Below are 25,389 nucleotides of genomic sequence, written 5' to 3'. Positions count from 1 at the left end.
GCGTCGACGCCGACATTTGTCCATCCAGTTTTCCTGCGTCCGGATGCATCTCGTGACCCTTCACTTGCCGCCGAGGCACCCCCGTAGCCGCGATCAGCGGCAAGCGTGTGCATTCTTCACTACGGTGGGGTCGCGATGACCAGGATCACTGGGTGCACCTCGAGTCTGCTCGACAGTAGGCCGGAACCACGTATCCGCCACCGATGCGCGAGCCGGCTGGGTCGTCGAAACTGCGGGGATGTATTTCGTCTATGACGCCATCGAATCGGCAACACTCGATACCGGATCAGCGCAGCTGCTGCAATCGTTGCTCTGTCTCTTCGGTCGTGGCACCGTGCTCTGCCCGGTCCCCTCCCCACCGGTGTAGAGCTGCCGGATCGACAATTGTGGCTTCGACGCGAGTTTCGATCGTCGGGTGGTGCTGGGTAGCCCGTTCAGCTGGTTGGCTGCTGGATTTCCGATCCCGGAATGGCTTGCCCTCTCGCTCATTTGATCGGATTTATGCTGGTCAGCTGGGTGTCAGTCAGTGAGTACGGTGGTGATCAGGTTCGTCCACGGCCAGTGCGCCGGTAGTGGCGGGACCCGTCACGCGGCGATCGAGAACAGTTGCGGCAGTGGCCGTTTGGGTTTCCCGCAGCGGACGCCGTGATCGTGGAAGGCGAGGGTTGCAGTCATGCGGTGAGCTCGCGTACCGGCGACCCTCGCTGCGACCACTGCCGTCGATCCCGAACGGTCGGGCCGATCCGGGGATACGGCTATGACGACATCGGTAACCGCTTCGATCCGCGTGATCGCGGACGCCGGCGTTGGCCGCGATCTATACCGGCTCTCGATCGCGTTCGACCGACCTGATCCGGTGGGCCGACGCCCGGTTCGCGAACCTTTTCGCCGGCGGCCCCGCCCGACCGCATGCCACGTTCCGGTCCGGACCGGAACGACGGCTGTGGCAGAGGTGGCTATGGCCGAACCGGCGCCCGCCGACGCGCGGCGATCACTATGCGCTCGGCCGCCGATGCGCCACGACCATGGAATTCAGGGCAGGCCGGATCGCTTGAAGGGCATTAGCCTGGGCTGGGCCGGTGGGGTTTGCGCTGCATCGAATGAGATGCAGATGCATTTGCGGACTATGAGAAAACCTTCGTGTCGCCTGTCTTTCGGGCGCGACTCGTGACGGAAAGTTTCGGTTCCAGGTGGAAGAAGATAGATTGCCGTTGTCGGCGGCGCAGCTCGGCATGTGGCTGGCGCAGAAGTTCCATCCGGATGTACCGATCAACATCGCGATGTATGTGGACGTCTTCGCCGATTTAGATCCGAGAGCACTCGAAAAGGCCAGCATCGACGCCGGTCTCGAATTGGGCTCGGGGTATGTACGAATTATCGACGGGGGTGACAGACCGTACCAAACGGTCGACCCGGATCTGGGCGGGAGCATTCATCGGGTCGACGTGCGCGCAGCCGACGATCCCGAGGCGGCCGCGCACGAGTGGATGCGCCGGGATATCACCCGCCCGGTAGATATCACGGGCGACCGGCTGGTCCGGGTCGCGCTGGTTCGTCTCACCGAAACACGCTGGTTCTGGTATCTGCGCGCCCACCATGTCGTCCTGGACGGTTACGGCGCGATGGTTTTGATCAAACGGATAGCCCAGCGTTATTCCGCGATCCAGGCGGGACAGGCGCCCGAAGCGGCCCGAGTCGGCGATGTGTCCGGCTTGGTCGCTGCGGATGGCGCGTATCGGACCAGCCCGCGCCGCGACGCCGACCGCGAGTACTGGATCGGCCGGATGGAAGGGTACTCACCAGGTCCGGGATTGTCCGGTCGAGCCGGTCCCCCGGCCGCCCTCGGGAGCATCGTCGGAGGTGAATTGCTCGGCCGGGACGGCGCGATGGTGGCCCAGGCCGCCGACCGGCTCGGCTGCTCGGACACCGAACTCCTCATGGCGGCCTTCGCGGCGTACCTGGCCGGGTTCACCGTCACCCGAGACGTGCTGGTGAACCTTCCCGTCGCGGTCCGAACCACCGCGATAACCCGGCAATCGGCCGGTGTGACATCGAATCTCGTGCCACTGCGTTTCGCGATCGGCGCCACTACGACGATATCCGAGCTGGTGCGATCAGCTCGGCTCATCGTTACCGGGGCATTGCGCCACCAACATTATCGGTACGAGGACATTCGCCGGGACGCCGGAACCACCGAATACGGCACCGATGTCTCCGGCTCCTGCATCAATATCATGCCGTTTCTGGATGATATCCGATTGGGTGCCGCGACGGGACGGATACATATCCTGTCCACGGGTTCCGTCGTCGATATCAACGCGAATATCTATACATTCGGCACGCGGGGCCGGTACCGAATCGATTTCGAGGCGAATCCGAATCGCTACACCCTTTCCGAAACGCATGTCCATCACGCGCGTTTTCTCGAGTTTCTGCGGCGCTTCGTGGCCGCCGGCGCGCAGGAGCGGGTGTGCGACTTGCCCATCGTCGGCACCGAGGAGCACATTCGCACGCTGATTCGGTGGAACGCCACCGAGGTCGCCGTCCCCGCTGTCGTCCTGCCCGATCTGCTGAGCGAACACCTCGCCCGCAGGCCGAGCAATGTCGCGGTGACCGTCGAGGGGACCGATCTGTCCTACGCGGAGTTCGGCGCCCGGGTGTATCGCTTGGCCCGCCACCTGATATCTCTCGGCGTGGCCCCTGGTATCCGCGTCGCTCTGGGGATGCGCCGCTCCTTGAACCTCGTCGTCGGGATGTATGCGGTCAGCGTGGCCGGAGGGGCGTATGTGCCGCTCGATCCCGACCATCCGGTCGACCGCCTCCGTTCCCTGCTCGACTTGTCCGACCCGCTGTGTGTGCTGACCGCCGCCGACGACGCTGTTCCCGACACCGATCGCCCTGTCATCGAAATCGACACGCTGGACCTTTCCGGCTACTCGCACGCTCCCGTCGATGGCGGCGAACTTCGCGCACCGATTCGACCGCTCGACACCGCATACATCATCTTCACCTCCGGTTCGACCGGACAGCCGAAAGGTGTGGCGGTGCCGCACCGGGCGGTGGTGAATCAGCTGCTGTGGAAGGTCGCGGAATTCGGCCTGGACGCCACCGAGGTCATGCTGGCGAAGACCGCGGCGACGTTCGACCTATCGGTGTGGGAGTTCTGGTCCGCGGCCGCCTGCGGCGGCCGGCTGGTCATCGCACCGCCGGAGGCCCAGCACGATCTGGATCAGCTTGCGCACCTGCTGCGTCGGGAATCGGTCACCACACTCCACGTGGTGCCCTCGGTGCTCGAACTGTTGCTCGAGGTGCTACCGGACTCGCTGCGGCGGGTGCTGACCGGCGGCGAAGCCTTGACGGGTGCACTGGCGCAGCGAGTGCGCGCCGCTCACCCCGCACTCGCGCTGTTCCACCTGTACGGCCCGACCGAGGCCGCGGTCGCCGTCACCAGCCACGCGGTGTCCTACGACGACGTGACGTCGGTGCCGATCGGAACTCCGGTGTGGAACAGCCATGTCTATGTGCTCGACTCGCGACTGCGCCCCGTTCCGATCGGTTCCGCCGGCGAGTTGTATCTGTCGGGTACGCAACTGGCACAGGGCTATACGGGTCGCCAGGACCTGACCGCGGCGCGTTTTCCGGCCAACCCGTTCGAGCCGGGGGCGCGGATGTATCGCACCGGCGACCTGGTGCGGTGGACAGCCGTCGGCGAGCTCGAGTTCGTGGCCCGCACCGATTTCCAGGTGAAGATCCGCGGTCGGCGGATCGAACCTGGCGAAATCGAACATCGGCTTCGCGAGGGTGGCTCGATCGGACAGGCGGTCGTCTCCGTCCGCAAGGCACATGGCGGCGAGCGGTTGGTCGCGTATGTGGTTCCGGTCGCGGGCCATCGGATCGACACGGACACTGTCCGCGCCGATCTGGCACGTGTGCTGCCGTCCTATATGGTGCCGTCGGCGTTCGTGGTGATGGATGCGTTGCCGCTCAACGCGAACGGCAAGCTGGACCGCATGGCCCTGCCCGAGCCGGAGCTCGAAGCCACCGCGTACCGCACTCCCTCGACCCCGAACGAAGAGATCGTGGCCGGCGTGTTCGCCGATGTGCTGGGTGTCGAACGGGTCGGCGCCGAGGACGACTTCTTTGCTCTCGGGGGTAACTCGCTGCTGGCCACGCAGGTCACCGCACGCATCGGTGCGGCCCTGGACCGCCAAGTCCCGGTCCACAGCCTGTTCGAGGCACCGACCGTCGCCGGCATAGCCGCGACGGTGGCGCAGCAGGTCGGGCGGCGCGGCCGAACCCCGCTGGTGGCAGGCCCGCGGCCGGAACGGATCGCATTGTCGCCGGCGCAGCAGCGGATGTGGCTCCTCAACCGGTTCGACACCGCGTCGTCGACCTACAATATTCCAGTCGCGGTGCGGCTGTCCGGCGCGCTGGATCTCGCCGCGCTACAGCAGGCCGTCACCGACGTGGTCGGCCGGCACGAGCCGCTGCGCACCATCTACCCAGCTGCCGACGGCGACCCCTACCAGCAGATCCTGACCGCGACGCAGGCCGTCGCGGACCTCGCGGCGGAACCGATCGAGGCGCAGGCGCTGGCCGGGCGGATCGCCGAGGTGGTCTCAGCCGGGTTCGACGTCGCCACGGAGATCCCGTTGCGCGTGCGGCTGTTCGCCATCGACACCGACGGCGCCGAGAACGAACACGTGCTCGTGTTCGTGACCCACCACATCGCCGCCGACGGTTGGTCGATGGGACCACTGACACGCGACGTGATGATCGCCTACGCGTCCCGGGCCGTCGGATCAGCCCCGGCATGGGCACCGCTGCCCGTGCAGTATGCCGACTTCAGCATCTGGCAACGCGACGTGCTCGGTTCGGAGGACGACCCGGACAGCCTGCTCGCCACGCAGGCCGACTATTGGCATACCGCGCTCGCCGGACTACCCGACGAATTGAACCTGCCCACCGACCGGTCCCGCCCGCACACACCCTCGTATCGCGGTGGATCCGTCTCGTTCTCGATCGATGCGGAGCTGCGCGACCGGTTGCGGCGGCTCGCGCGAGAACGGAACGCGACCATGTTCATGGTCGTGCAGACGGCGCTGGTGGTGTTCCTGTCCCGGTTGTCGGGTGCTGACGACATCGCGATCGGTACTCCGGTCGCGGGCCGCGGTGAGGCCGAACTCGACGACATGATCGGCATGTTCGTCAACACCCTGGTGTTGCGGACGCACGCCCGTGGTGAGCTGACCTTCGGTGAGCTGCTGGCGCACGCCAAGGATGCGGACCTGCAGGCGTTCGCGCACGCCGATATCCCGTTCGAGCGGCTGGTCGATCAGCTGCAGCCGCAGCGGTCCACCGCACGGCATCCGCTGTTCCAGGTGGCACTGTCCTTCGAGAATCTGCCCGACGCCACCTTCGAGCTGCCCGGGCTCCGGGTCGAGGCAGTGCAATTCGATGCGGGCACAGCCACATTCGATCTGTCACTGACCATTCGGGATGACATCGACGATCAGGCCGGTCTGTCCGCCGTCTTCTCTTTCGCCCGTGACCTGTTCGATGACAGCACCGTGGAGATGTTCGCACAGCGATTCACCCGCCTGTTGCGGGCGATCGCGGACCAACCGCAGCGTCCGGTCGGCGATCTGGAGATTCTCGACGAGCCCGAGCGGGCCGATCTGCTCGCACGCACGGGCACTCCCGCGGCGCCGCCGCGAGTCCTACCGGAACTGCTGGCCGCCACCGTGCACGAGAACCCGAACGGCACGGCAGTGGTCTTCGAGGGCCGCAGCCTCACCTACCAGGAACTGGACACGGCGTCCTCGCAGTTGGCCCGCACACTGACAGAACGTGGCGCCAAACCGGAAGCCGTCGTGGCCGTGGCTATTCCACGATCCATCGAAAATGTCGTCGCGATCTGGGCCGTAACCAAGACCGGCGCGGCCTTCCTGCCGGTCGACCCTGCCTACCCACCCGACCGGATCCAGCACATGGTCACCGATTCCGGCGCCGCCCTCGGGCTCACACTGAGCGCCGAAGCGGCCGACCTACCGCAGATCCCGACCGGCGCCGAGTGGCTCGCACTCGACGACCCACGGTTCGTGTCCGAGACGCAGACACATTCACAGCAGCCGATCACCGCGGCCGACCGACATGGTGTGCTCCGACCCGAGAACACCGCCTACGTGATCTACACCTCCGGATCCACCGGTCTGCCCAAGGCAGTCCTGGTAACCCACACCGGCCTGACCAACTTCGCCACCGAACAGATCGAGCGCTACCGGCTCGACCACAACACTCGAGCGTTGGCGTTCGCCTCCCCCTCGTTCGACGCCTCCGTACTCGAGTTCCTGTTCGCCATCGGCGGCGCCGGCACACTGGTCGTCGTGCCGCCGGAAATCTATGGCGGCAACGAGTTGGCAGCGCTGGTCCGGCGAGAACAGATCACCCACGCATTCCTCACCCCCTCGGTACTGACCTCAACCGATCCGAACGCGCTGTCCGACCTGCACGTACTCGTGATCGGCGGTGAAGCCGTAGGGGCCGACCTGATCGCGAAATGGGGTGACGAACCGAGCCGGTCAGGCCCCCATCTCCACAACGGCTACGGTCCCACCGAGACCACCATCATGACCACTATCAGCGCTGCGCTGTCGCCGGATGACCCGGTCACCATCGGTGGTCCGATTCGCGGCATGCGTGCGCTCGTACTGGATGCCCGTCTGCGGCCGGTGCCCGAGGGAGTCACCGCGGAACTCTACGTGGGCGGCATCCAGCTGGCCCGCGGCTACCTCGCGCGCCCGGCGCTGACCGCGACTCGTTTCGTCGCCGACCCCTACGGCGAGCCACACGAACGGCTCTACCGGACCGGTGACCTGGTCCGCTGGCGGCGTGACCGCGACGGCACTCCGATCCTGGAGTACTTCGGCCGCAACGACTTCCAAGTGAAAATACGCGGCTTCCGGATCGAGCCGGGCGAGATCGACGCCGCGCTCAACACCCACCCAGAGGTCGACTACGCCGTCACCATCGGCCACACGAATGCCGTCGGCTCGGTGTCGCTGGCGTCGTATGTGATGGCGGCAACCGGAACCTCGATCGACCTCGCGGCCCTGACCACGTACCTGCAGCAACGGCTACCCAAACACATGATGCCCGCGACCATCATGCCCATCGACCGGGTCCCGCGCACCCCCGCCGGAAAACTGGACCGCACGGCGCTGCCCGAACCCACCTACGAACACGCCGTGTTCCGGGCCCCGACCACACCGACCCAGCAGACCGTGGCCGACATCTTCGCCGATGTGCTCGGCGTCGAGCAAGCCGGTTTGGACGACGATTTCTTCGCCCTCGGCGGCAACTCACTACTGGCCACCCAGGTCGCCGCCCGACTGGGCACCGCACTGGATACCCAGGTGCCGGTACGCCTGCTGTTCGAGACCCCCACCGTGACCGCACTGGCAGCGCGCGTCGCTCCGCAAACGGGGTCCGGTGGCCGCCTACCGTTGGTCGCGGGCCCACGTCCGGAGCGGATCCCCTTGTCGCCAGCACAGCAGCGCATGTGGTTCCTCAACCAGTTCGACGCACAATCCGCGGCCTACAACGTGCCAATAGCGGTACATCTGACCGGCGCACTGGATGTCCCGGCATTGCGCGCCGCCATCTCAGATCTGATAGCCCGCCACGAGATCCTGCGCACACTGTATCCCTTGACCGACGACGGCCCGGTACAGGTAATTCTGCAGAAGACGCAAGCGGTGCCCGAACTCGAGATCCGGACCGTTGCCCGCGACCTCATCGAGGCGTCGGTGCTGGAGTTCTTCTCCACGACTTTCGACGTGACCGCCGAGGTGCCGCTACGGATCGCGCTGTTCCCCATCGCCGCTGCTCCAAAAGAGTTCGTGCTTGCGCTGGTTGTGCACCATATTTCCAGTGACGGTGCGTCGATGGGCCCGTTGACCAGGGATCTGATGACCGCCTACGCTGCCCGTGCCGCGGGCCGGATGCCGGGCTGGGCGGCGCCGGCGGTGCAGTACGCCGATTACGCGCTGTGGCAGCGCGCGGTGCTGGGTTCGGAGGAGGACCCTGATTCGGTGGCGGCCGAGCAGATTTCCTATTGGACGACCGCGCTCGCGAAGCTGCCGGATCAGCTGGATCTGCCTTCGGATCGGCCGCGCCCTGCCGTGCGGTCGTTCGCCGGTGGAAAGGTGCCCGTGCACATCGGTGCCGAAACACATCGGTCCCTGGTGGAGTTGGCGCGCGCCGAGGGTGCCACTTTGTTCATGGTGGTCCACACCGCGTTCGCGGTGCTGTTGTCGCGGCTGTCCGGTACCGATGACATCGCCATCGGTACCCCGACGGCCGGCCGCGGCAAGGCCGTGCTGGACGATCTGATCGGTATGTTCGTCAATACTCTGGTGTTCCGTACCCGGGTGGACCCGAACAAGTCCTTCGCGGCGCTGCTGGCCCGCCAGCGCGAGATCGATATTCAGGCGCTCGCCAACGCCGATGTACCGTTCGAGCGGCTGGTCGGGCTACTCGACCCGGAGCGTTCGACGGCCAGGCATCCGCTGTTCCAGGTGGGGCTTTCGTTCCAGAACCTGGAACGGGCGAGCCTGGAGCTGCCCGGCCTGACGGTCGACGTACTCGACTTCGACATGCGGCTCTCGCAATTCGACCTGCATCTGATCGTGTCGGACAACTACGACGAGTCCGGTGTGCCGGTGGGTGTGGATGGGTATGTCACCTACTCCACCGACCTGTACGACGCCGCTACCGTCCAGGTCTTCGTGGACCGCTTCTTGCGGTTGCTCGATGCGGTGATCGCCGCTCCGCGAACGTTGGTGGGTGATATCGAGATCCTGGCCGGAGCCGAGCGCGCGAGGCTGATCTCCGGGTGGAATGCGACCGCGCACGAGGTCGACGGTTCGGCGACGCTGGCGACGCTGCTGAACGAAACTTTGTCGCGTAGACCGGAGTACGTGGCGCTCGTCGGACCCGACGGCAACCGGATCAGCTATACCGAGCTCGGTCAGCGGGTGAATCGCCTGGCTCGGCACCTGATGTCGCTGGGTGTGCGTCCGGAGTCCCGCGTCGCGTTGGCGATGCGGTGCTCGGTCGATCTCGTGATCGCCATGTACGCGGTGTCCACGGCGGGTGGCGCCTATGTTCCGGTGGATCCGGATCACCCCGCCGAGAGGACGAACTACATCCTCGAGACAGCGGCACCGGTCTGCGTGCTCACCAATACCGAGACGGGATACGAGACGGACGCGGCACCGCTGGTGCGGATCGATGAACTCGATCTCGCCGAGGTGGACGGCTCGCTGGTGTGCGACACGGAGCGGATCGCGCCGTTGCGCCCGGAGAACACGGCGTATGTGATCTTCACGTCGGGTTCGACGGGTCACCCGAAGGGTGTGGCGGTGCCGCACGCGGCCATTGTCAACCAGTTGCTGTGGAAGACCGCGGAATTCGCTCTCACCAGCGATGACCGAGTCCTACTGAAGACCGCGGCAACGTTCGATTTGTCGGTGTGGGAGTTCTGGTCGGCGGTGGTGTCGAGTGGCCGTTCGGTGATCGCGGCACCGGATGGGCATCGGGATCCGGCGTACCTGAACAAGCTCATGGCTTGCGAAGGCGTCACCACGCTGCATGTGGTGCCGTCCATGCTGGACGCGCTGCTGGCCCAATCCAGTGGGACGCTCGCGCCTTCGTTGCGGCGGGTACTGGCCATTGGTGAGGTGCTGCCGGCGGCGACCGCGCTGCGGTTCCGTCGCGCCAATGGCTCCGGCCTGTTCAACACCTACGGTCCGACCGAGGCGGCGGTGTCGATCACCAGCCAAGAGGTGACCGAGGCGGATATGGTATCGGTACCGATCGGTACGCCGGAATGGAACAGCCGGGTCTACGTGCTGGACGGGCGGGTGCGGCCGGTCCCGGTGGGCGTGGTGGGTGAGCTTTACCTATCCGGGGCGCAGTTGGCGCGTGGCTACTTCGGTCGTGCGGACCTGACTGCGGATCGGTTCGTGGCAAATCCGTTCGAGCCCGGGCAGCGTATGTACCGCACCGGTGATCTCGTGGCCTGGAACGCCAATGGTCAGCTCGACTATCGGGGTCGTACGGACTTCCAGGTCAAGCTCCGTGGTTTCCGCATCGAAATCGGTGAGATCGAGGCCGCGCTACTGGCGTTGCCCGAAGTCGCCCGGGTCGCGGTGCTGGCCACATCGGACGAGCGGCTCGGCGAGCACCTGGTCACCTACCTCGTGCCCACCGATAGTAGGGCGGGTGTCGATGTCGCAGGGGTGAAGTCTGCTCTCTTCGAGGTGCTGCCGTCATACATGGTGCCGTCGGCGTTCGTAGTTTTGGATGCGCTGCCGTTGAATGTGAACGGAAAGCTGGATCGGGAGTCCTTGCCCGAGCCGGAGTTCGAGGCCATGGCCTACCGCGCCCCGTCGACTCCGGTCGAGCAGATCGTGGCCGAGGTGTTCGCCGATGTGCTCGGAGGGGATCGGGTCGGCGCGGACGACGATTTCTTCGCTCTCGGCGGTAACTCTCTAGTGGCCACTCAGGTTGCCGCGCGACTGGGTGCTGCGCTGGATGCCCAGGTGCCGGTGCGGCTGCTGTTCGAAGCCCCGACCGTGGCCGCACTGGCGACCAGGGCCGAGCAGGGGATCGGTGCCGGCGCCCGCCTGCCGTTGGTGGCTGGCCCGCGTTCTGAGCGGATCCCGTTGTCGCCTGCGCAGCAGCGCATGTGGTTTTTGAACCGGTTCGATCAGTCGGCTGCCTACAACGTGCCGATGGCGGTGCGCCTGACCGGCGCACTGGATGTGGCGGCGTTGCGGGCGGCGATGGTGGATCTAGCGGCGCGCCACGAGATTCTGCGGACGTTCTATCCGTTGACCGACGACGGCCCGGTGCAGATGATTCTTCCTGCAGCGCAGGTGGTCCCGGAACTAGAGGTCCGCACGGTCGCGCCGGAGCGAATCGAAGCCGTCGTCCGCGAGGTGGCCTCGACGAGCTTCGACGTCACCACTCGGGTGCCGTTGCATGTCGCGTTGCTGGAGATCGCGGACGCAGAGCTCGCGCGGGTACCCGACGACATCGACACGGAGCCCGCGAGGCGTCCCGACGACCCAGCCGGCGGTTCCGCTGAGTTCGTGCTGGCGATGGTGGTGCACCACATCGCCAGTGACGGTTCCTCGGTCGGCCCGCTGACCCGGGATCTGATGACGGCCTATGCCGCACGGTCTGCGGGTGAGGCGCCGAGCTGGGCGCCGCTGCCGGTGCAGTACGCCGACTACACCATCTGGCAGCGCTCACTGCTGGGCAGCGAAGACGATCCGAAATCGTCGGCTGCCAAGCAGGTCGGCTACTGGCGGACTGCCCTGGCAGACCTGCCGAGTCGGTTGGACCTCCCCTCAGACCGGCCGCGTCCGGCGGTGCAGTCCTTCGCCGGTGGCACGGTGCCGGTGGAGATCGACGCTGGCACCCACCGTGCGCTGGTGGAGTTGGCGCGCAGGGAGAACGCGACCTTGTTCATGGTCGTGCACACCGCGTTCGCCGTACTGCTCGCGCGACTGTCCAGCAGCGACGACATAGCCATCGGCACCCCGGTCGCCGGTCGTGGCGAGACAGTACTCGACGATCTGATCGGTATGTTCGTCAACACCTTGGTGTTCCGCACGCGGATCACTGCTGGCGAGCCGTTCACCGATCTGCTGGCTCGGCAGCGTGAGATGGATCAGCAGGCATTCGCCAACGCCGATGTGCCGTTCGAGCGCGTAGTCGAGGTACTCGACCCGGTGCGGTCAACGGCGCACCACCCGCTGTTCCAGGTAGGCCTGTCGTTCCAGAACCTGGCGCGGGCGAGCCTGGAACTGCCCGGCCTGACCGTCTCGGACGTGAACTTCGACATGCAGCTGTCGCAGTTCGATCTGCACCTGATCGTGGCCGACCGCTATGACGAGTCGGGTGCGCCGACCGGTATCGGTGGTCTGCTCACCTACGCCAGCGCTTTGTTCGACGCCGACACAGTGGCGGGCTTCGTCAAACGGTTCGTGCGGCTGCTCGGTGTGATCACCGCCGCGCCATCCACCCCCGTCGGTGATATCGAGCTGCTCGAGACCGCCGAGCGTGAGACGTTGGTCTATGACCGGAATGCGACCGAGCACCCGGTCGATCCGTCGGTCACGCTCGCATCGTTGCTGGACCGAGCGGTCGCGGCGACACCGGACGCGGTGGCGCTGGTCGGTCCCGACGGTAGCCGGAGCACCTATGCCGAACTCGGCCGACGCGTAAACACCCTTGCACGTCATTTGATCTCGCTGGGCGTGGGCCCCGAAGCCCGGGTCGTGCTGGCGCTGCGGCGCTCTGTCGATCTCGTCGTGGCGGTGTATGCGGTGTCCACGGCGGGTGGGGTGTATGTTCCGGTGGATCCGGATCATCCGGCTGAGCGCACCGACTACATCCTGGAGACCGCGCGCCCGGTGTGCGTGCTGACCTCCGGCTCCGATCTGGCGACCACTGCCTCCCGGCAGGTACGCATCGATCAGCTCGACCTGTCGGAGTTCTCCGACGAGCCGCTGACAGACGTGGATCGGCACAAGCCGCTCCGTCCGGCCAACACGGCATACGTGATCTTCACCTCCGGTTCGACCGGTCGCCCGAAGGGCGTGGCGGTCTCGCACGCCGCGATCGTGAACCGCCTGGTGTGGATGCACGCCGAGTACGGCCTCGCCGCAGACGACGTGGTGTTGCAGAAGACGCCCGCGACGTTCGACGTGTCGGTGTGGGAGTTCTTCTGGCCCTTGGAGGTCGGCGCGCGTTTAGTTGTCGCGAAACCGGACGGGCACCAAGATCCCGTCTACCTCGCGCAGCTGATCGACGACGAGCAGGTCACCACCGTACACTTCGTTCCGTCGATGCTCGCGGCGTTCGTGAGTTCGATCGCGGCGTCCGCGGGCCCCTCGGTAGTGACGCAGGCCGACTCCGGGCTCGCCGCTCCCGCCGCGGTCGCATGCACCAGCTTGCGTAACGTTTTCGCCTCTGGTGAGGCGCTGCCCGCGGTGACCGCCCAGCGGTTGCGCGAGCTGACCGGCGCTCGCCTGCATAACCTGTACGGTCCGACCGAGGCCGCGGTCGATGTCACCTTCCACGAGGTGACCGAGGCCGACACGGTGTCTGTGCCGATCGGTGCGCCGGTGTTCAACACCCAGCTGTATGTCCTGGATTCGCGGCTTCGGGCGGTGCCGTCAGGAGTCGCGGGCGAGCTGTACCTGGCGGGCGCACAGCTGGCACACGGCTATGTGGCGCGCCCCGACCTGACCACCGAGCGCTTTGTGGCCAACCCGTTCGGTTCGGACGGGTCCGGGGGCAAAGTCGGCGCGCGCATGTACCGGACCGGTGACCTGGTGGCCTGGACCGCGAACGGTGAGCTGGAATACCTGGGCCGCACCGACTTCCAGGTGAAGTTGCGTGGTCTGCGGATCGAGCTCGGCGAGGTCGAGTCGGGGCTGACGGCGCTGGAATCGGTAGCGCAGGCCGTGGTCGTGGTGCGGACCGATGAGCGCACCGGCGACCAGTTGGTCGCCTACCTGGTCGCAGACCCGGACCGGGTGGTCGACGTCGAGTCGGTGCAGGCCGAGCTCGGCGCGCGGCTGCCCGCGTACATGGTGCCGTCGGCGTATGTGGTGCTCGACGAATTCCCGCTCAATGCCTCCGGCAAGCTGGACCGCGAGGCCCTGCCTGAACCCGAGTTGGCGCCGAGCGAGTTCCGCGCACCCGTTCGCGAGATCGAGATGATCATCGCCGAGGTGTTCGGCGACGTGCTCGGCGTCGACCGAGTCGGCCTGGACGATTCGTTCTTCGGGCTCGGCGGCGACTCCATCCTGGCGATTCAGCTGGTGTCAGGGGCAAGGGCACGCGGTGTGGTGTTCACTCCGCGTGATGTTTTCGACCGGCGCACCGTGTTCGGGTTGGCCGAGTTGGCGACGCGCACAGGCGAATCCGAGCAGCCCCTAGCCGAACTGTCCGGCGGAGGCGTCGGCCGGATCCCGCTGACTCCGGTCATGTGGTCGATCCTGGCGTCCGGCTCGTCGTTCCAGCGGTTCTCGCAGTCGATGACACTGCGGCTGCCGGACCGCATCGAACGCGAGACCCTGGTTGCCACGGTCGCCGCGGTCTTCGATCACCACGATGTGCTGCGCACCCGCCTGCGGCGGAACGGTCGATCGACCACGCCGCGATGGACCTTCGAGGCGCTGGATGGCCGCGCGGTCGATGTCGACGCGTTGCTGCACCGAATCGAGATTGCCGCTGGCATCTCCGACGAGGAACTGTCCCGGTTGGCGAGCGCCGAAGCCGATGCGGCGCTGGATCGTCTGGATCCGGCGAACGGGGCGATGGTGCAGTTCGTGTGGTTCGCCTTCGACGCTGATCGCAGGTACGGCGGCCGGCGTCGGGATGTGTTGCTAATTGTGGCTCATCACTTCGTGATCGATGGTGTGTCGTGGCAGATTCTCATTCCGGATCTCGCGGCGGCGTGGTCGCAGGTGATCGCGGGTTCGTCGGTGTCGTTGCCGGCGAACGGCACATCGATGCGGCGCTGGGCGCATGCTTTGGCCGACGAGGCGTACTCGCCGGCGCGGATGGCCGAGTTGCCGTTCTGGCAGGAGGTTTCGGCGACGCCGGACCCGTTGCTGGGCTCGCGTGCCTTCGATCCCGTGGTAGACACCACCGCGACCGTGGACACGGTGCGTATCAGCGTGCCCGCCGACGTTACCGACGCGGTGCTGACCGCGATCCCCCGCCTTTATCACGGCGGTGTGAACGACGGTCTGCTGTCGGCACTGGCCATGGCCTTGGCCAAGTGGCGCGGTGACGGTGCCGGCTCGTCCTCGCTGATCCGAGTGGAGGGGCACGGCCGCGAGGAGGATGTGGTTGCGGGTGCGGATCTGTCGCGTACGGTCGGCTGGTTCACCAGCGTCTACCCGGTGCGGCTGAATCTGGCCGTGGCCGACCTGAACGACGCCTTCGACGGCGGACCCTCGGCGGGGCGCATCGTCAAATCGGTGAAGGAACAGCTGCTTGCGGTGCCGGACAAGGGCATCGGCTACGGTCTGCTGCGTCACCTCAACCCAGAGACCGGCGCGCAGTTGGGGACCGTCGGCCAGATCAGCTTCAACTACCTCGGCCGTGTTTCGGCCGCGGGCATGCCGGAGCAGCCGAGTGAGCTGGACTGGGTGCCGGTCGGCGATCTCGGCGAGCTGTCCATGACCATGGACCCGGATATGCCTGCCAACGCCGCGATCGACATCAATGCGATCGTCACCGACGGTGTGAACGGTCGGCGGTTGGGTGCCTCGTTCGCCTTCCCGGCCGGTCTGTTGCGTCGGGAGCAGGTGCGTGAGTTCGCGGATCTGTGGGTTGCGGCGCTGACGGCATTGGCCGAGCATGCGCGTCGTCCACAGGCCGGTGGTCTGACGCCGTCGGATCTGCCGTTGGTGCGCGAGCGGCAGTCGGATATCGAGGCATGGGAGCGGCGGTATCTGGGGCTGGTCGATGTGTGGCCGCTGTCCACGCTGCAATCCGGTCTGCTGTTCCACGCTCTGTTGGCCGAGTCCACCGTCGACGTCTACACAATCCAGGCTGTCGTCGGCCTGGCCGGCACGCTGGATACCGTGCGGCTGCGGACGGCGGCGCGCGGCATCCTGGAGCGCTACCCGAACCTACGCACCGCCTTCATCGCCGACATCGACGGCAACTCCGTGCAGGTGGTGCTGGACCGCGCCGAAATACCCTGGCACGAGGTCGATCTCACCGACGTGCCAGCGACGCAGCGGGCCACGGAACTAGAGCGACTGATCGCCGAGGAACGAGCTGAGCACTTCGACCTGTCCGCGCCGCCGCTGATGCGGTTCACCGTGTACCGCACCGAAGCGGAGGGACAAACGGGCCCGGAGACGGCACCCGACGTAACCACGAAGGGCCCCGTGGACGCCGCCATCGGCACGAATCGGTGGCGACTGGTGATAACCATCCATCACATCCTCCTCGATGGCTGGTCGATGCCGCTGCTGATGCGAGAACTGCTGATGTTGTATGCCGTTCGCGGCGATACCAGCGCACTGCCGCGGCCCGGCTCCTACCGCAGCTACCTCGCCTGGCTGGCCACGCGGGACCGGCAGGAATCGCTGAACACCTGGCGGCGGGCGCTGGCCGGGGTCGAGGAACCGACCCACCTGGCGCCGCGGCCCGCCCTGGACGAGACCTACGAGATCGGCAAGCGGGTCGTCGAGATCGATGCCGAGCGCACCCAGCAGCTGCAGCGGTTCTGCGCCGAGCTGGACGTCACGGTGAACACGCTGGTGCAGGCGGCGTGGGGTGTGTTGCTCGGTCGGATGACCGGCCGTGACGATGTGATGTTCGGTGCCACCGTATCGGGTCGCCCGGCCGAGCTGCCCGATATCGAGTCGATGGTGGGGTTGTTCATAAACACGCTTCCGGTGCGGGTGCACGTGGACGATCGGACGACCGTGACCGAGTTGCTGACCACGCTGCAGCGTGACCAAGCCGATCTGTTGGATCACCACTACGTAGGGTTGACCGATATTCAGCGGGCCGCCGGTAGGGATGTCCAGTTCGATTCGCTGCTGGTGTTCGAGTCGTATCCGGTGGACAAGGACTCGATCGCGGCGCTCAGCTCCATCGACGGCATATCGGTGGTCGATGTCGCCATCAACGACGACACGCACTACCCGCTCACGCTTCTTGTGCTGGCCGAGTCGACGATCGTGCTGACCATGAAGCACCTACTGAGCCGGTTCACCGCCGATGAGGTGCAGACACTCGCCGGGCGGCTGCTGCGGATCATCAACGAACTGCTGGACGACCCACAGAGACGGATCGGCGACATCGACGTGCTCGACGACGCCGAGCGCGATCTGCTCCCCGCACAGGAACATGCCGAGATCCTGCGCGTCCCGCAGGACAGTGGTGTCGATTCCGCGGACATCACGCTGGTCGATCTCCTCGATGCCAGTGTGACCACCCGTCCGCAGGCCATCGCGGTCCGGGCGGGTGCGACCGCGCTGACCTACGCCGAGCTGTCCACACGAGCGGATCTGCTGGCGCGACACCTGCTACGGGCAGGCGCCGGACCCGGGACCGTCATCGCGGTCGCACTGGAGCGAAGCGTGCAGCTGCCTATCGCACTGCTGGCGGTGCTGCGATCGGGAGCAGGCTACCTTCCACTCGATCCGTCCTCGCCCGGCCGGAGACTGGAATTCGTCTTCGCCGACGCGGCCCCCGCCCTCGTTGTCACGACCACCGATCTGGCCGCGGCGTTGCCGATCGGCGACCGGACGGTTGTGTTCATCGACGCGCCGGAGGAAACGGTCGCGGCCGGGTCGCCGGTGCGCGGAGCGGATCATGCTGTCCCAGTACGCGCCGACGACCTCGCCTACGTCATCTACACCTCCGGCTCCACCGGCACTCCGAAAGGCGTCGCGGTCACCCATCGCAATGTAGTGCAGTTGTTCCGAAACACACTGCTGCGCTTTGATTTCGGTGAGAACGAAGTGTGGACGGTGTTCCACTCGTTCGCCTTCGACTTCGCCGTCTGGGAGCTGTGGGGGGCCCTGGTCTCCGGCGGCACCGCGGTCATCGTCGACCATGCGACGTCCCGGTCCCCGGACAAGTTGCGGGAACTGCTGATCCATGAGCGGGTGACCGTTCTGAGCCAGACACCCACGGCGTTCTACCAGTTGATCGAGGCCGACCGCACCACAATGGCATCATCGCTCGCCCTGCGGTATGTCATCTTCGGCGGGGAGGCCCTGGACCTGCACCGACTGCGCGAATGGTACGACCGGCACGCCGAGTGCCGCCCGCGCTTGGTGAACATGTACGGGATCACCGAGACCACAGTGCATGTCACGATCCAGGAGCTGGACCGCCGCATGGTCGACGATCGAGTGCTCGGCAGCCCCATCGGCACCGCCCTCCCTGGTCTCTCCTGCCGTATCCTCGATTCCCGGTTGCGGCGTGTTCCACCGGGCGTCAGTGGTGAGCTGTACCCGGACGGGGCGCAGATCGCCCGCGGGTACCTGCACCACCCAGGACTGACCGCGACCCGCTTCGTCGCGAATCCCTACGGCCCACCGGGTTCGCGCATGTACCGATCGGGCGATCTCGCACGGTGGTGGCGCGAAAGCCTCCACTATCTGGGACGGAGCGACCAGCAGGTGCAGCTGCGCGGATTCCGCATCGAAGTCGGTGAGATCGAGGCAGTGCTGTCGCAATGCGATGGCGTGGGTGACGCCCGAGTCGTCGTGCGCGACGGTCGTCTGCTCGCCTATGTCCGTGGTACCGAGCCGGCCACGCTCGCGGATCTTCCGCAACGACTGGCCGAACACCTGCCGGAATATATGATTCCCGCGGCGATCACTCGTGTCGAAGCCTGGCCGCTGACCACCAACGGCAAGCTCGATCTACAGGCACTGCCGGAGCCCGATTTCGGTGCCGCGTCGACCGGCCGGCCACCGCGTAACGACCGGGAAAAGGCCTTGGTCGCGGCGTTCGCCGATGTTCTCGGTCTGCCGGCCATCGGCATCGACGACGACTTCTTCCGGCTGGGCGGCGACTCCGTGAGCGCGGTCCGACTACGCTCGCGCGCACGCACCGCTCTCGGTGCGGACATCACCATGCAGGATATCTTCGAGGCCCGCACAGTGGCAGCGCCTGCCGCCCTCTCGCCTCGGCCTGCCCGGCTGCCTGCTCGAACCGACGTCGTCCGTCCCGACACCGTTTCGCTGTCCTTCCCCCAGCAGCGACTGGCCGAGTTGAACAAGCGCGAACGAACCGATCGCGGCCCAGGCCGGGCCTACACGATCGTGCTTCGGTTGACCGAACCGATGAGTCCGGACACGGTGCGGGCCGCTCTCGTCGATCTGACCGCCCGGCACGAAGTGCTACGCACACTCTTTCCCGGGAACCAACAGGTCCTGGCAGTCGGTTCGGTCGATTTCGCCGCTACGACCACCTCGAACGCGTCAGAGGCCATCGCCACCTGTCTCGCACGGCCCTTCGACCTGCGGGCCGACCTGCCGTTGCGGGTCCGCATGTACGTGGATGCCGAGGGCTCGGTCCGACTGCTGATCCTCCTGCACCATATCGCCGCGGACGGCTGGTCGATCGCCCCATTGCTCCACGACTTCACCACCGCCCTGCTGGCCAGGCATGCGGATGTGCCGCCCGTATGGGAACCGTTGCCGATCCAGTACGCCGAGCACGCGACGTGGCAACGGAATCTGGTCACCGGGGCGGGTGGCAGCGAGTTCGACCGACAGCTGGCGTACTGGACCTCCCGTCTGGCCGCGCTGCCGGCAGCTCCACCAGCGCTGCGCCGCCGCCACGACGCACCACAGCCTTACGCCGCCGCGCGGCACCTGTACATCGACTCACACCGGTACCGGCGTCTGCAGGAGGTGGCCGATCGCCACGACATCGGTGTCTTCACGATCGTGCACGCCGCCTTCGCGCTGGTGCTGAAGCACTCCGGTTTCGGAGATGACCTCGCCGTCTGCGCACCCACGGCGGGCCGCACCGAAACCGGCCTCGAAAACGCGGTGGGCCGTTTCACCAACTTTCTCGTGCTGCGCACCGATCTCTCCCAGCGGCTGGACTTTCCGGAACTGCTGGCCGATCTCGGACGCCTCCGCGTCGAAGCATTGGACAACCAAGACATTCCGTTCGAATTCCTCACCGGCACCCTCGGAATCCGAGACCGGTTACGGATCCGGCTGGCTTTCCAAAACATCCCGGCCGCAGATCTCCGCCGATCCGGCCTGCCGGCCCAACTGGAGCCGGTAACGCCGGTCACGCCAGCCGATTTCGACCTGTCGCTGATCCTGTCCGAGCAGAAGAACGAGCACGGCCGACCGGAAGCACTGTTCGGAGTGCTGGAATACGCGAGGGATGTCATCGATACCGTCACGGCCGAGCGAATGGCCATCGAGTTCGAAGCGGTCCTCGACCGCAATACCGCCGGGGCCGAACCGATCGGCGAGAAACTGTGAGGCTTTGCCGTAGTTCGCATACCCGCCACACCGCGGCTCAACCCGAAACCAAACGCTTCGCGGTTTTCCGAAGCTCAGTTGTCATAGGACGCGACACCAACGGGGCCGACCCCAACACATAGGTCGAGACCTGTTGTGCGGGAATTGATTCGAAGCGCAGACCCGTCGCCGGCTACCCGGACGAATACTGTATTCAGACCTTTTCGAACCGGAGCCGCGACGGCGGCGCCGTGTTCGAAAGCAACGGTGATCTGACCATCCCGATTCGCGAGGTAGTTGAGTTGTACCGTCCATTCGTGTTCGAGCATCGGGCCGTCGAGGGGTAGGTAGACGGGCTCGGCACCGTGAATTCGATAACCACAGTCGGGCTCTGGTCCAGCGCGGATGCTTCGGTTCCACCAGACCGCCGCGTCGACGATCTCGCCGGTATCGGTGATCATCCGCAGGTGTGGCGTCGAGTCGGCGAATGTGCCTGGAGCTGCGATGGGTGCCAGCACCCGACTGGTCAGATTCTGTGGATACGCCAGCGGGTTCAGGACATTCCACGGCACCTCCTGCTCGAGCAGGGGCGCGCCATCCCACTCCGCCAGCACCGACGTCACGTTCGTGATATAGGTTCTGGTCGGGCCGGCGCGCCACGCTCGCGTGAAAGTGTAGGTGGACGCCATGCTGCTCACGAGGAACACCACCATCAGCGCAACCACCGCGCCCGGGCCAGGAAGCACCGTGCGTGTCCGACCACGCGGCAACCGCGGACGGGCACGCAACAACAGCGCACCCGCCGCGGTCGACACCACCCCGACGTCGGCAAAGTAGCGTAGGGACTGGGTCAGCTCCGCCGCGGTATTCGGTCCACTCCGGGCCAGCGCCACCGGTAGCTGGGCCACCAGAATGTACGCCGACACCATCAGCCAGACCGGCAGCACCCGGAGCCGGCAGCGTATCGACAGCACCACCAGAGCACCCAGCGCAACCCAGCCCGATACCACTGCCCAACCGGGGGCCACCGCCCATGGAGTCGACGGTAGCCACCGTTCCCACATCCATGGTCCGCCCAGCACCGTAGGCACGGCGCCCAGTGATGTCGCGCCGGGTAGCAAGTTCCGCACGTCATCCGGGCTGCTGTGTATGGCGGACACGTCCACCACCGTGAGATATCCGATCAACCAACAAGCGAGCACCGAGCCAGAGCCGATCCACAGCGCCGCACCACGTCGTACCACGACGCGAATCGCTGCCGCGTGACCGTCGACGTATCGAGCGAGTGCGGCAACCGCGAACGCGACGAACGGGACAATCACCGACTTCTCGAAGAACAGCAGTGCCACCATCAGCACCGCGATCCCCGAAACGGCGTACCGATGCCGACCACTGCCGACCAGCAGCACCGCGTCACCGATCACCCAGGCGAGGGCGAATTGCAACGGCAGCGCGTTCAGCGCAGCCGCCCACCACGCGAACGCCGGCAGCGTCAACGGGCAGAACAGGTAGAAGACCAGCGGAACCAAGATCGTCCACCGCGCACCCACCAGCACGATCAGCATGCGCAGGACGGCCACCGATGCCCCGAGTTGCAGTATCAGCAGCGACAGCACCGGTCCGGCCCACGCCAGCGGCGCCACTGCGGTCACCACCCACGCGGTGGCGAATGCCAATGGCATGAAATGCCCGTCATGGTTGTACAGCAGCAGATCCGTGGACCACAGCGGGTATCGGGCCGCCCTGCCGACCAGGATGAGATCGTCCCAATAGAAGTAGCCGCTGTCGGCAACCCACCATCGGATTGCCAGCTGCAGCACGATGAGGCACCCGGCCGCGACTACCACCGGCTGCGCATTCCGTATCTTCGACAGGAGCCGGATCCTCCCCGACGACGCCGGCGCCGGCGCCGGGGTACACGTATGCCCTGGTAGGGAGGCCGCGGCGGTGTCCATGACATCCCACCGTAGCGCCGATCGGGTACGGGAGGTGTCCACGCTCGAGCCGCGGCGTTTGCCTCCGGGATCGGCACAACCTCGACAATCGGCACGATCCACATCGAGATGTGGTCCGCTCGGCGACGCACCCGCAGCACAGTTCATGGGACACGCGCTGTAGGCGGCGAGGATGTAGTTCGGATGACGCTCGGGGTGGGTGCGGGCGCCGTCGTAGCGCACGGGGGTCCGTGGGTCGGTGTGCCGCGCGGCGATCTGGACATCGCTCAGATCGGACGCTGACGTCGAGCATGTTGTGACGAAGGTGTGCCGCGGCATCGGATTCCGGGTGACGGGTAGCGTAGCGGGACATGAATCGGCGTGGGGCTCGTGTCGTGACGAGCTATGTGTTGTTACTGCCGAGCCTGATCGGGGTCGGGGGGTTCCTGGTCCTGCCGATCGTGCTCGTGGCCTGGCTCAGTGTGCACAGCTGGAATTTGCTGGGGCCCATGGAGTTCGTGGGACTGCGGAACTGGCGCTCGGTGCTGGAGGATCGGGCGTTCGGCCACGCCCTGCTGGTGACGCTGGTGTTGACTGCGATCGTGGTGCCGGCGCAGACCGTGCTGGGATTCGCGGTCGCGGCGGCGCTGGCGCGACGGCGCGGTGCGACGGGGCTGCGGGTGATGTACGCGCTGCCGTGGATGTGCGCGCCGGTAGCGGTGGGTGTGGTGTGGCAATGGATGTTCGCGCCGACCGGGGGTGCGATCGACGCGGTGCTCGGCCACCGCATCGAATGGCTGTCCGATCCGGCGCTGGCGCTGCCCGCGGTGTCCGCCGTGAGCGTCTGGGCGAACTTCGGGTACGTGGCGCTGTTCTTCGTGGCCGGGATCCGGGCGATTCCGCGCGAAATCCTCGACGCGGGCGCGCTGGACGGCGCCACCGGCTGGCACCGGATCCGCTGGCTGATCCTGCCGCTGCTACGGCCCACCATGTTCTTCGTCCTAGTGACCGGCGTGCTGACCGCATTCCAGACCTTCGACATGGTCTACGCGTTGACCAAAGGCGGACCGGGCGATCGCACGGATGTGGTTGCTATGCGGATATTCTCCGAGGCGTTCGACGCGGCGCGGCCGGGCCGGGCCGCGGTGATGGCGATCGTGGTGTTCGCCCTGATGTTCGCGATCACCGTAGTGCAGCACCGCTACTTTCGGAATCGAACCACCCATGAATTCTGATCGTCTACGCTCGGCCGCGGTCTACACGGTGCTGCTGGCCGGGGCCTTGCTGACCGTGGCACCGTTATTGCTCAGCGCACTGACCGCGCTCGAGACGCCCGACCAGTTCGCCACCGGATCGCCGCTGGCCCTGCCACATCCGGTGACGGCGGACAATTTCCGGACCGTGCTGGACCACGGGCTCGGGCGGGCGGTGCTGGTGACCGCCCTGATGACGGCGTTCATCACCGGCGGTCAGCTGACCACGTCGGTGCTGGCAGCTTATGCGTTCGCCCGCACCGACTTCCCGGGCAGAGATGTCCTGTTCTGGGGCTATCTCGGCACCATGATGGTGCCACCCATGGTGACGCTGATCCCGCTGTATCTCATGTTCGCGAAACTGGGGTGGCTCAACACCTTCTGGGCGCTGGTGCTGCCGTACGCATTCGGCTCGCCGTACGCGATCTTCCTGCTGCGCCAGTACTTTCGCGCAATTCCGCAGGAGCTGATCGGCGCGGCGCGACTCGACGGCGCGAACACCCTCGACGTCATCGTGCACGTGATGGTGCCGATGAGCCGACCGGTGCTGGCGACGCTGACGCTCATCACGATCGTTTCGCAATGGAACAACTTCATGTGGCCGTTGGTCGCGAGTAGCGGGAGCAGGTGGCAGGTGCTGACCGCGGCGACGGCGAATCTGCAGACGCAGTACAACGCGCAGTGGACTCTGGTGATGGCGGCGACGACTCTGGCCATCGCGCCGTTGGTGGCGCTGTTCGTGATCTTTCAGCGGCAGGTGCTGCGCTCGATCGCGTGGACGGGGATGAAATGAGGACATCGACCCGCGGGGTCCTCGCCGTCGCGCTCACCGCGGCGCTGCTCGTCGCGGCAGCCCTGTGGCTCGGCCGCGTCGACGACGGGTCCGGCCGCACCGTGGTGGGGCTGCGGATCTGGGACGAGAATTTCGTGCCTGTCTACCGGGCCTCGCTCGAACGGTTCCAGCGCGCGAATCCGGACGTCGAGGTGCGAATCACGGTGGTGCCGTGGTCGTCCTATCAACAGAAGCTGCGCCTGGACGTGGCCGGTGGCACCGCAGACGACCTGTTCTGGACCAACTTGTACGAGGACTACGCCGACGCCGGGCGGTTGATCGACGTCGGGACAGCGCTCGGTCCCGACGCCACACAGTCCTGGGACCCGTCGGCGGTCGCGCAGTACACACGCAACGGAACCTTGTGGGCTGTGCCGCAATTCGTCGACGGCGGCACAGCGGTGTACTACAACCGCGACCTACTCGCAGCCGCACACGTCGATCCCGCCGAGCTGAATGCGGTGCGGTGGAGCCCCGGCGGCGACGACACGTTCCGCCCGCTGCTGCGCCGACTGGCCACGGTCGCGCCTTGGGCCTACAACGCGGCCCACGACTTCCAGTCCATCGAGCTGCCATATCTCGGATCAGCCGGGGCACAATTCCAGGACGACCGCGATCGCTTCGGCTTCGACAGCCCGCAGGGGATCACGGCGTTCGACTATCTGGTGCGGTTGATCGCCGACCGGCTCGCGCCCTCGCCGGCCGACACCAACACCAACCCCGACTTCGCGAAGAATGCCTTCCTGCGGGGCAAGCTGGCGCTGTTTCAATCCGGGACGTTCACTCTCGCGCAGATCTCCCAGCAGGCTCGTTTCGGGTGGGGTGTGGCGCTGCTACCGGAAGGGCCCGCAGGGCGGGTGAGTACGAACAACGCGGTCGGCGTCGCCGGAAACGCCGCGACTCGGCACCCGGATGCGGTGCGGCGGGTACTCGCCTGGCTGGGCAGCGGCGAGGGCAATCGTTATCTGGCCCGCGACGGCGCCACCATTCCGGCGGTCGTCTCCGAGCAGCAGGGCTACCGCGACTACTGGGCCAGGAAGGGTGTCGATGTGTCCCCGTTCTTCGATGTGCTCCGCGGGCCGCGCATCTCTTCCGGCGGTGGCGCTGGATTTCCGGCCGCGCTGCGGGCCATGGATCCGATCCTCGCCGAGATGTATCTGGGCCGGATTCCGGTGCCTGAGGCCTTGTCCGGCGCCCGCATCGCCGCCGAAGCCGCCGTCGCCCAGCGCTGAGCAGGGCCGATCACAGGAGCTGGCGAAACGCACCGCACGATGCCGGCAACCCCGCCGCGGCCCATCCGCCGATCGAACCGC

The 25,389-nt window shown here is 66.4% G+C and carries 5 protein-coding genes; 4 read left to right on the top strand and 1 reads right to left on the bottom strand.

Going from position 1 to position 25,389, the window contains the following annotated elements; translation table 11 throughout:
- Positions 1–1,190: 1,190 nt before the first annotated feature.
- On the top strand, positions 1,191–20,078 hold the full coding sequence (locus OH799_RS35000; protein ID WP_406273447.1) for a non-ribosomal peptide synthase/polyketide synthase: 18,888 nt from the start codon (positions 1,191–1,193) through the stop codon (positions 20,076–20,078).
- A 74-nt stretch (positions 20,079–20,152) separates the two neighbouring features.
- Here the strand turns inward: OH799_RS35000 and OH799_RS34995 are convergent, their stop codons facing one another.
- The gene (locus tag OH799_RS34995) at positions 20,153–22,012 is read right to left on the bottom strand and encodes a hypothetical protein (RefSeq protein ID WP_406273444.1); all 1,860 of its coding nucleotides are present in this window, start codon (positions 22,010–22,012) and stop codon (positions 20,153–20,155) included.
- A gap of 350 nt (positions 22,013–22,362) precedes the next feature.
- On the opposite strand from OH799_RS34995, the gene OH799_RS34990 reads away from it, so the two are divergent.
- Genes OH799_RS34990 through OH799_RS34980 form a run of 3 tightly spaced genes read left to right on the top strand, consistent with a single transcriptional unit; the run spans position 22,363 to position 25,308 of the window.
- Complete coding sequence (locus OH799_RS34990; RefSeq protein ID WP_406273441.1) at positions 22,363–23,226, top strand: carbohydrate ABC transporter permease; 864 nt, start codon at positions 22,363–22,365, stop codon at positions 23,224–23,226.
- Positions 23,216–24,037 carry a carbohydrate ABC transporter permease gene (locus tag OH799_RS34985; protein WP_406273438.1) on the top strand — a complete coding sequence of 274 codons (822 nt, stop codon included), beginning with the start codon at positions 23,216–23,218 and terminating at the stop codon, positions 24,035–24,037. Before OH799_RS34990 ends, OH799_RS34985 begins: the two co-directional genes overlap by 11 nt.
- On the top strand, positions 24,034–25,308 hold the full coding sequence (locus tag OH799_RS34980; protein ID WP_406273435.1) for an ABC transporter substrate-binding protein: 1,275 nt from the start codon (positions 24,034–24,036) through the stop codon (positions 25,306–25,308). The genes OH799_RS34985 and OH799_RS34980 overlap by 4 nt, the downstream gene beginning before the upstream one ends.
- The last annotated feature ends 81 nt before the right edge of the window (positions 25,309–25,389 follow it).

The organism is Nocardia sp. NBC_00881 (assembly GCF_045207455.1).
Taxonomy (GTDB): domain Bacteria; phylum Actinomycetota; class Actinomycetes; order Mycobacteriales; family Mycobacteriaceae; genus Nocardia.
This window is presented reverse-complemented; position numbering and strand designations above follow the sequence as displayed.

Coding starts and splice junctions, on each gene's coding strand:
- OH799_RS34995 (WP_406273444.1), bottom strand. CDS start 22,012: ATGGACACCGCCGCGGCCTCCCTACCAGGGCATACGTGTACCCCGGCG.
- OH799_RS34990 (WP_406273441.1), top strand. CDS start 22,363: ATGAATCGGCGTGGGGCTCGTGTCGTGACGAGCTATGTGTTGTTACTG.
- OH799_RS34985 (WP_406273438.1), top strand. CDS start 23,216: ATGAATTCTGATCGTCTACGCTCGGCCGCGGTCTACACGGTGCTGCTG.
- OH799_RS34980 (WP_406273435.1), top strand. CDS start 24,034: ATGAGGACATCGACCCGCGGGGTCCTCGCCGTCGCGCTCACCGCGGCG.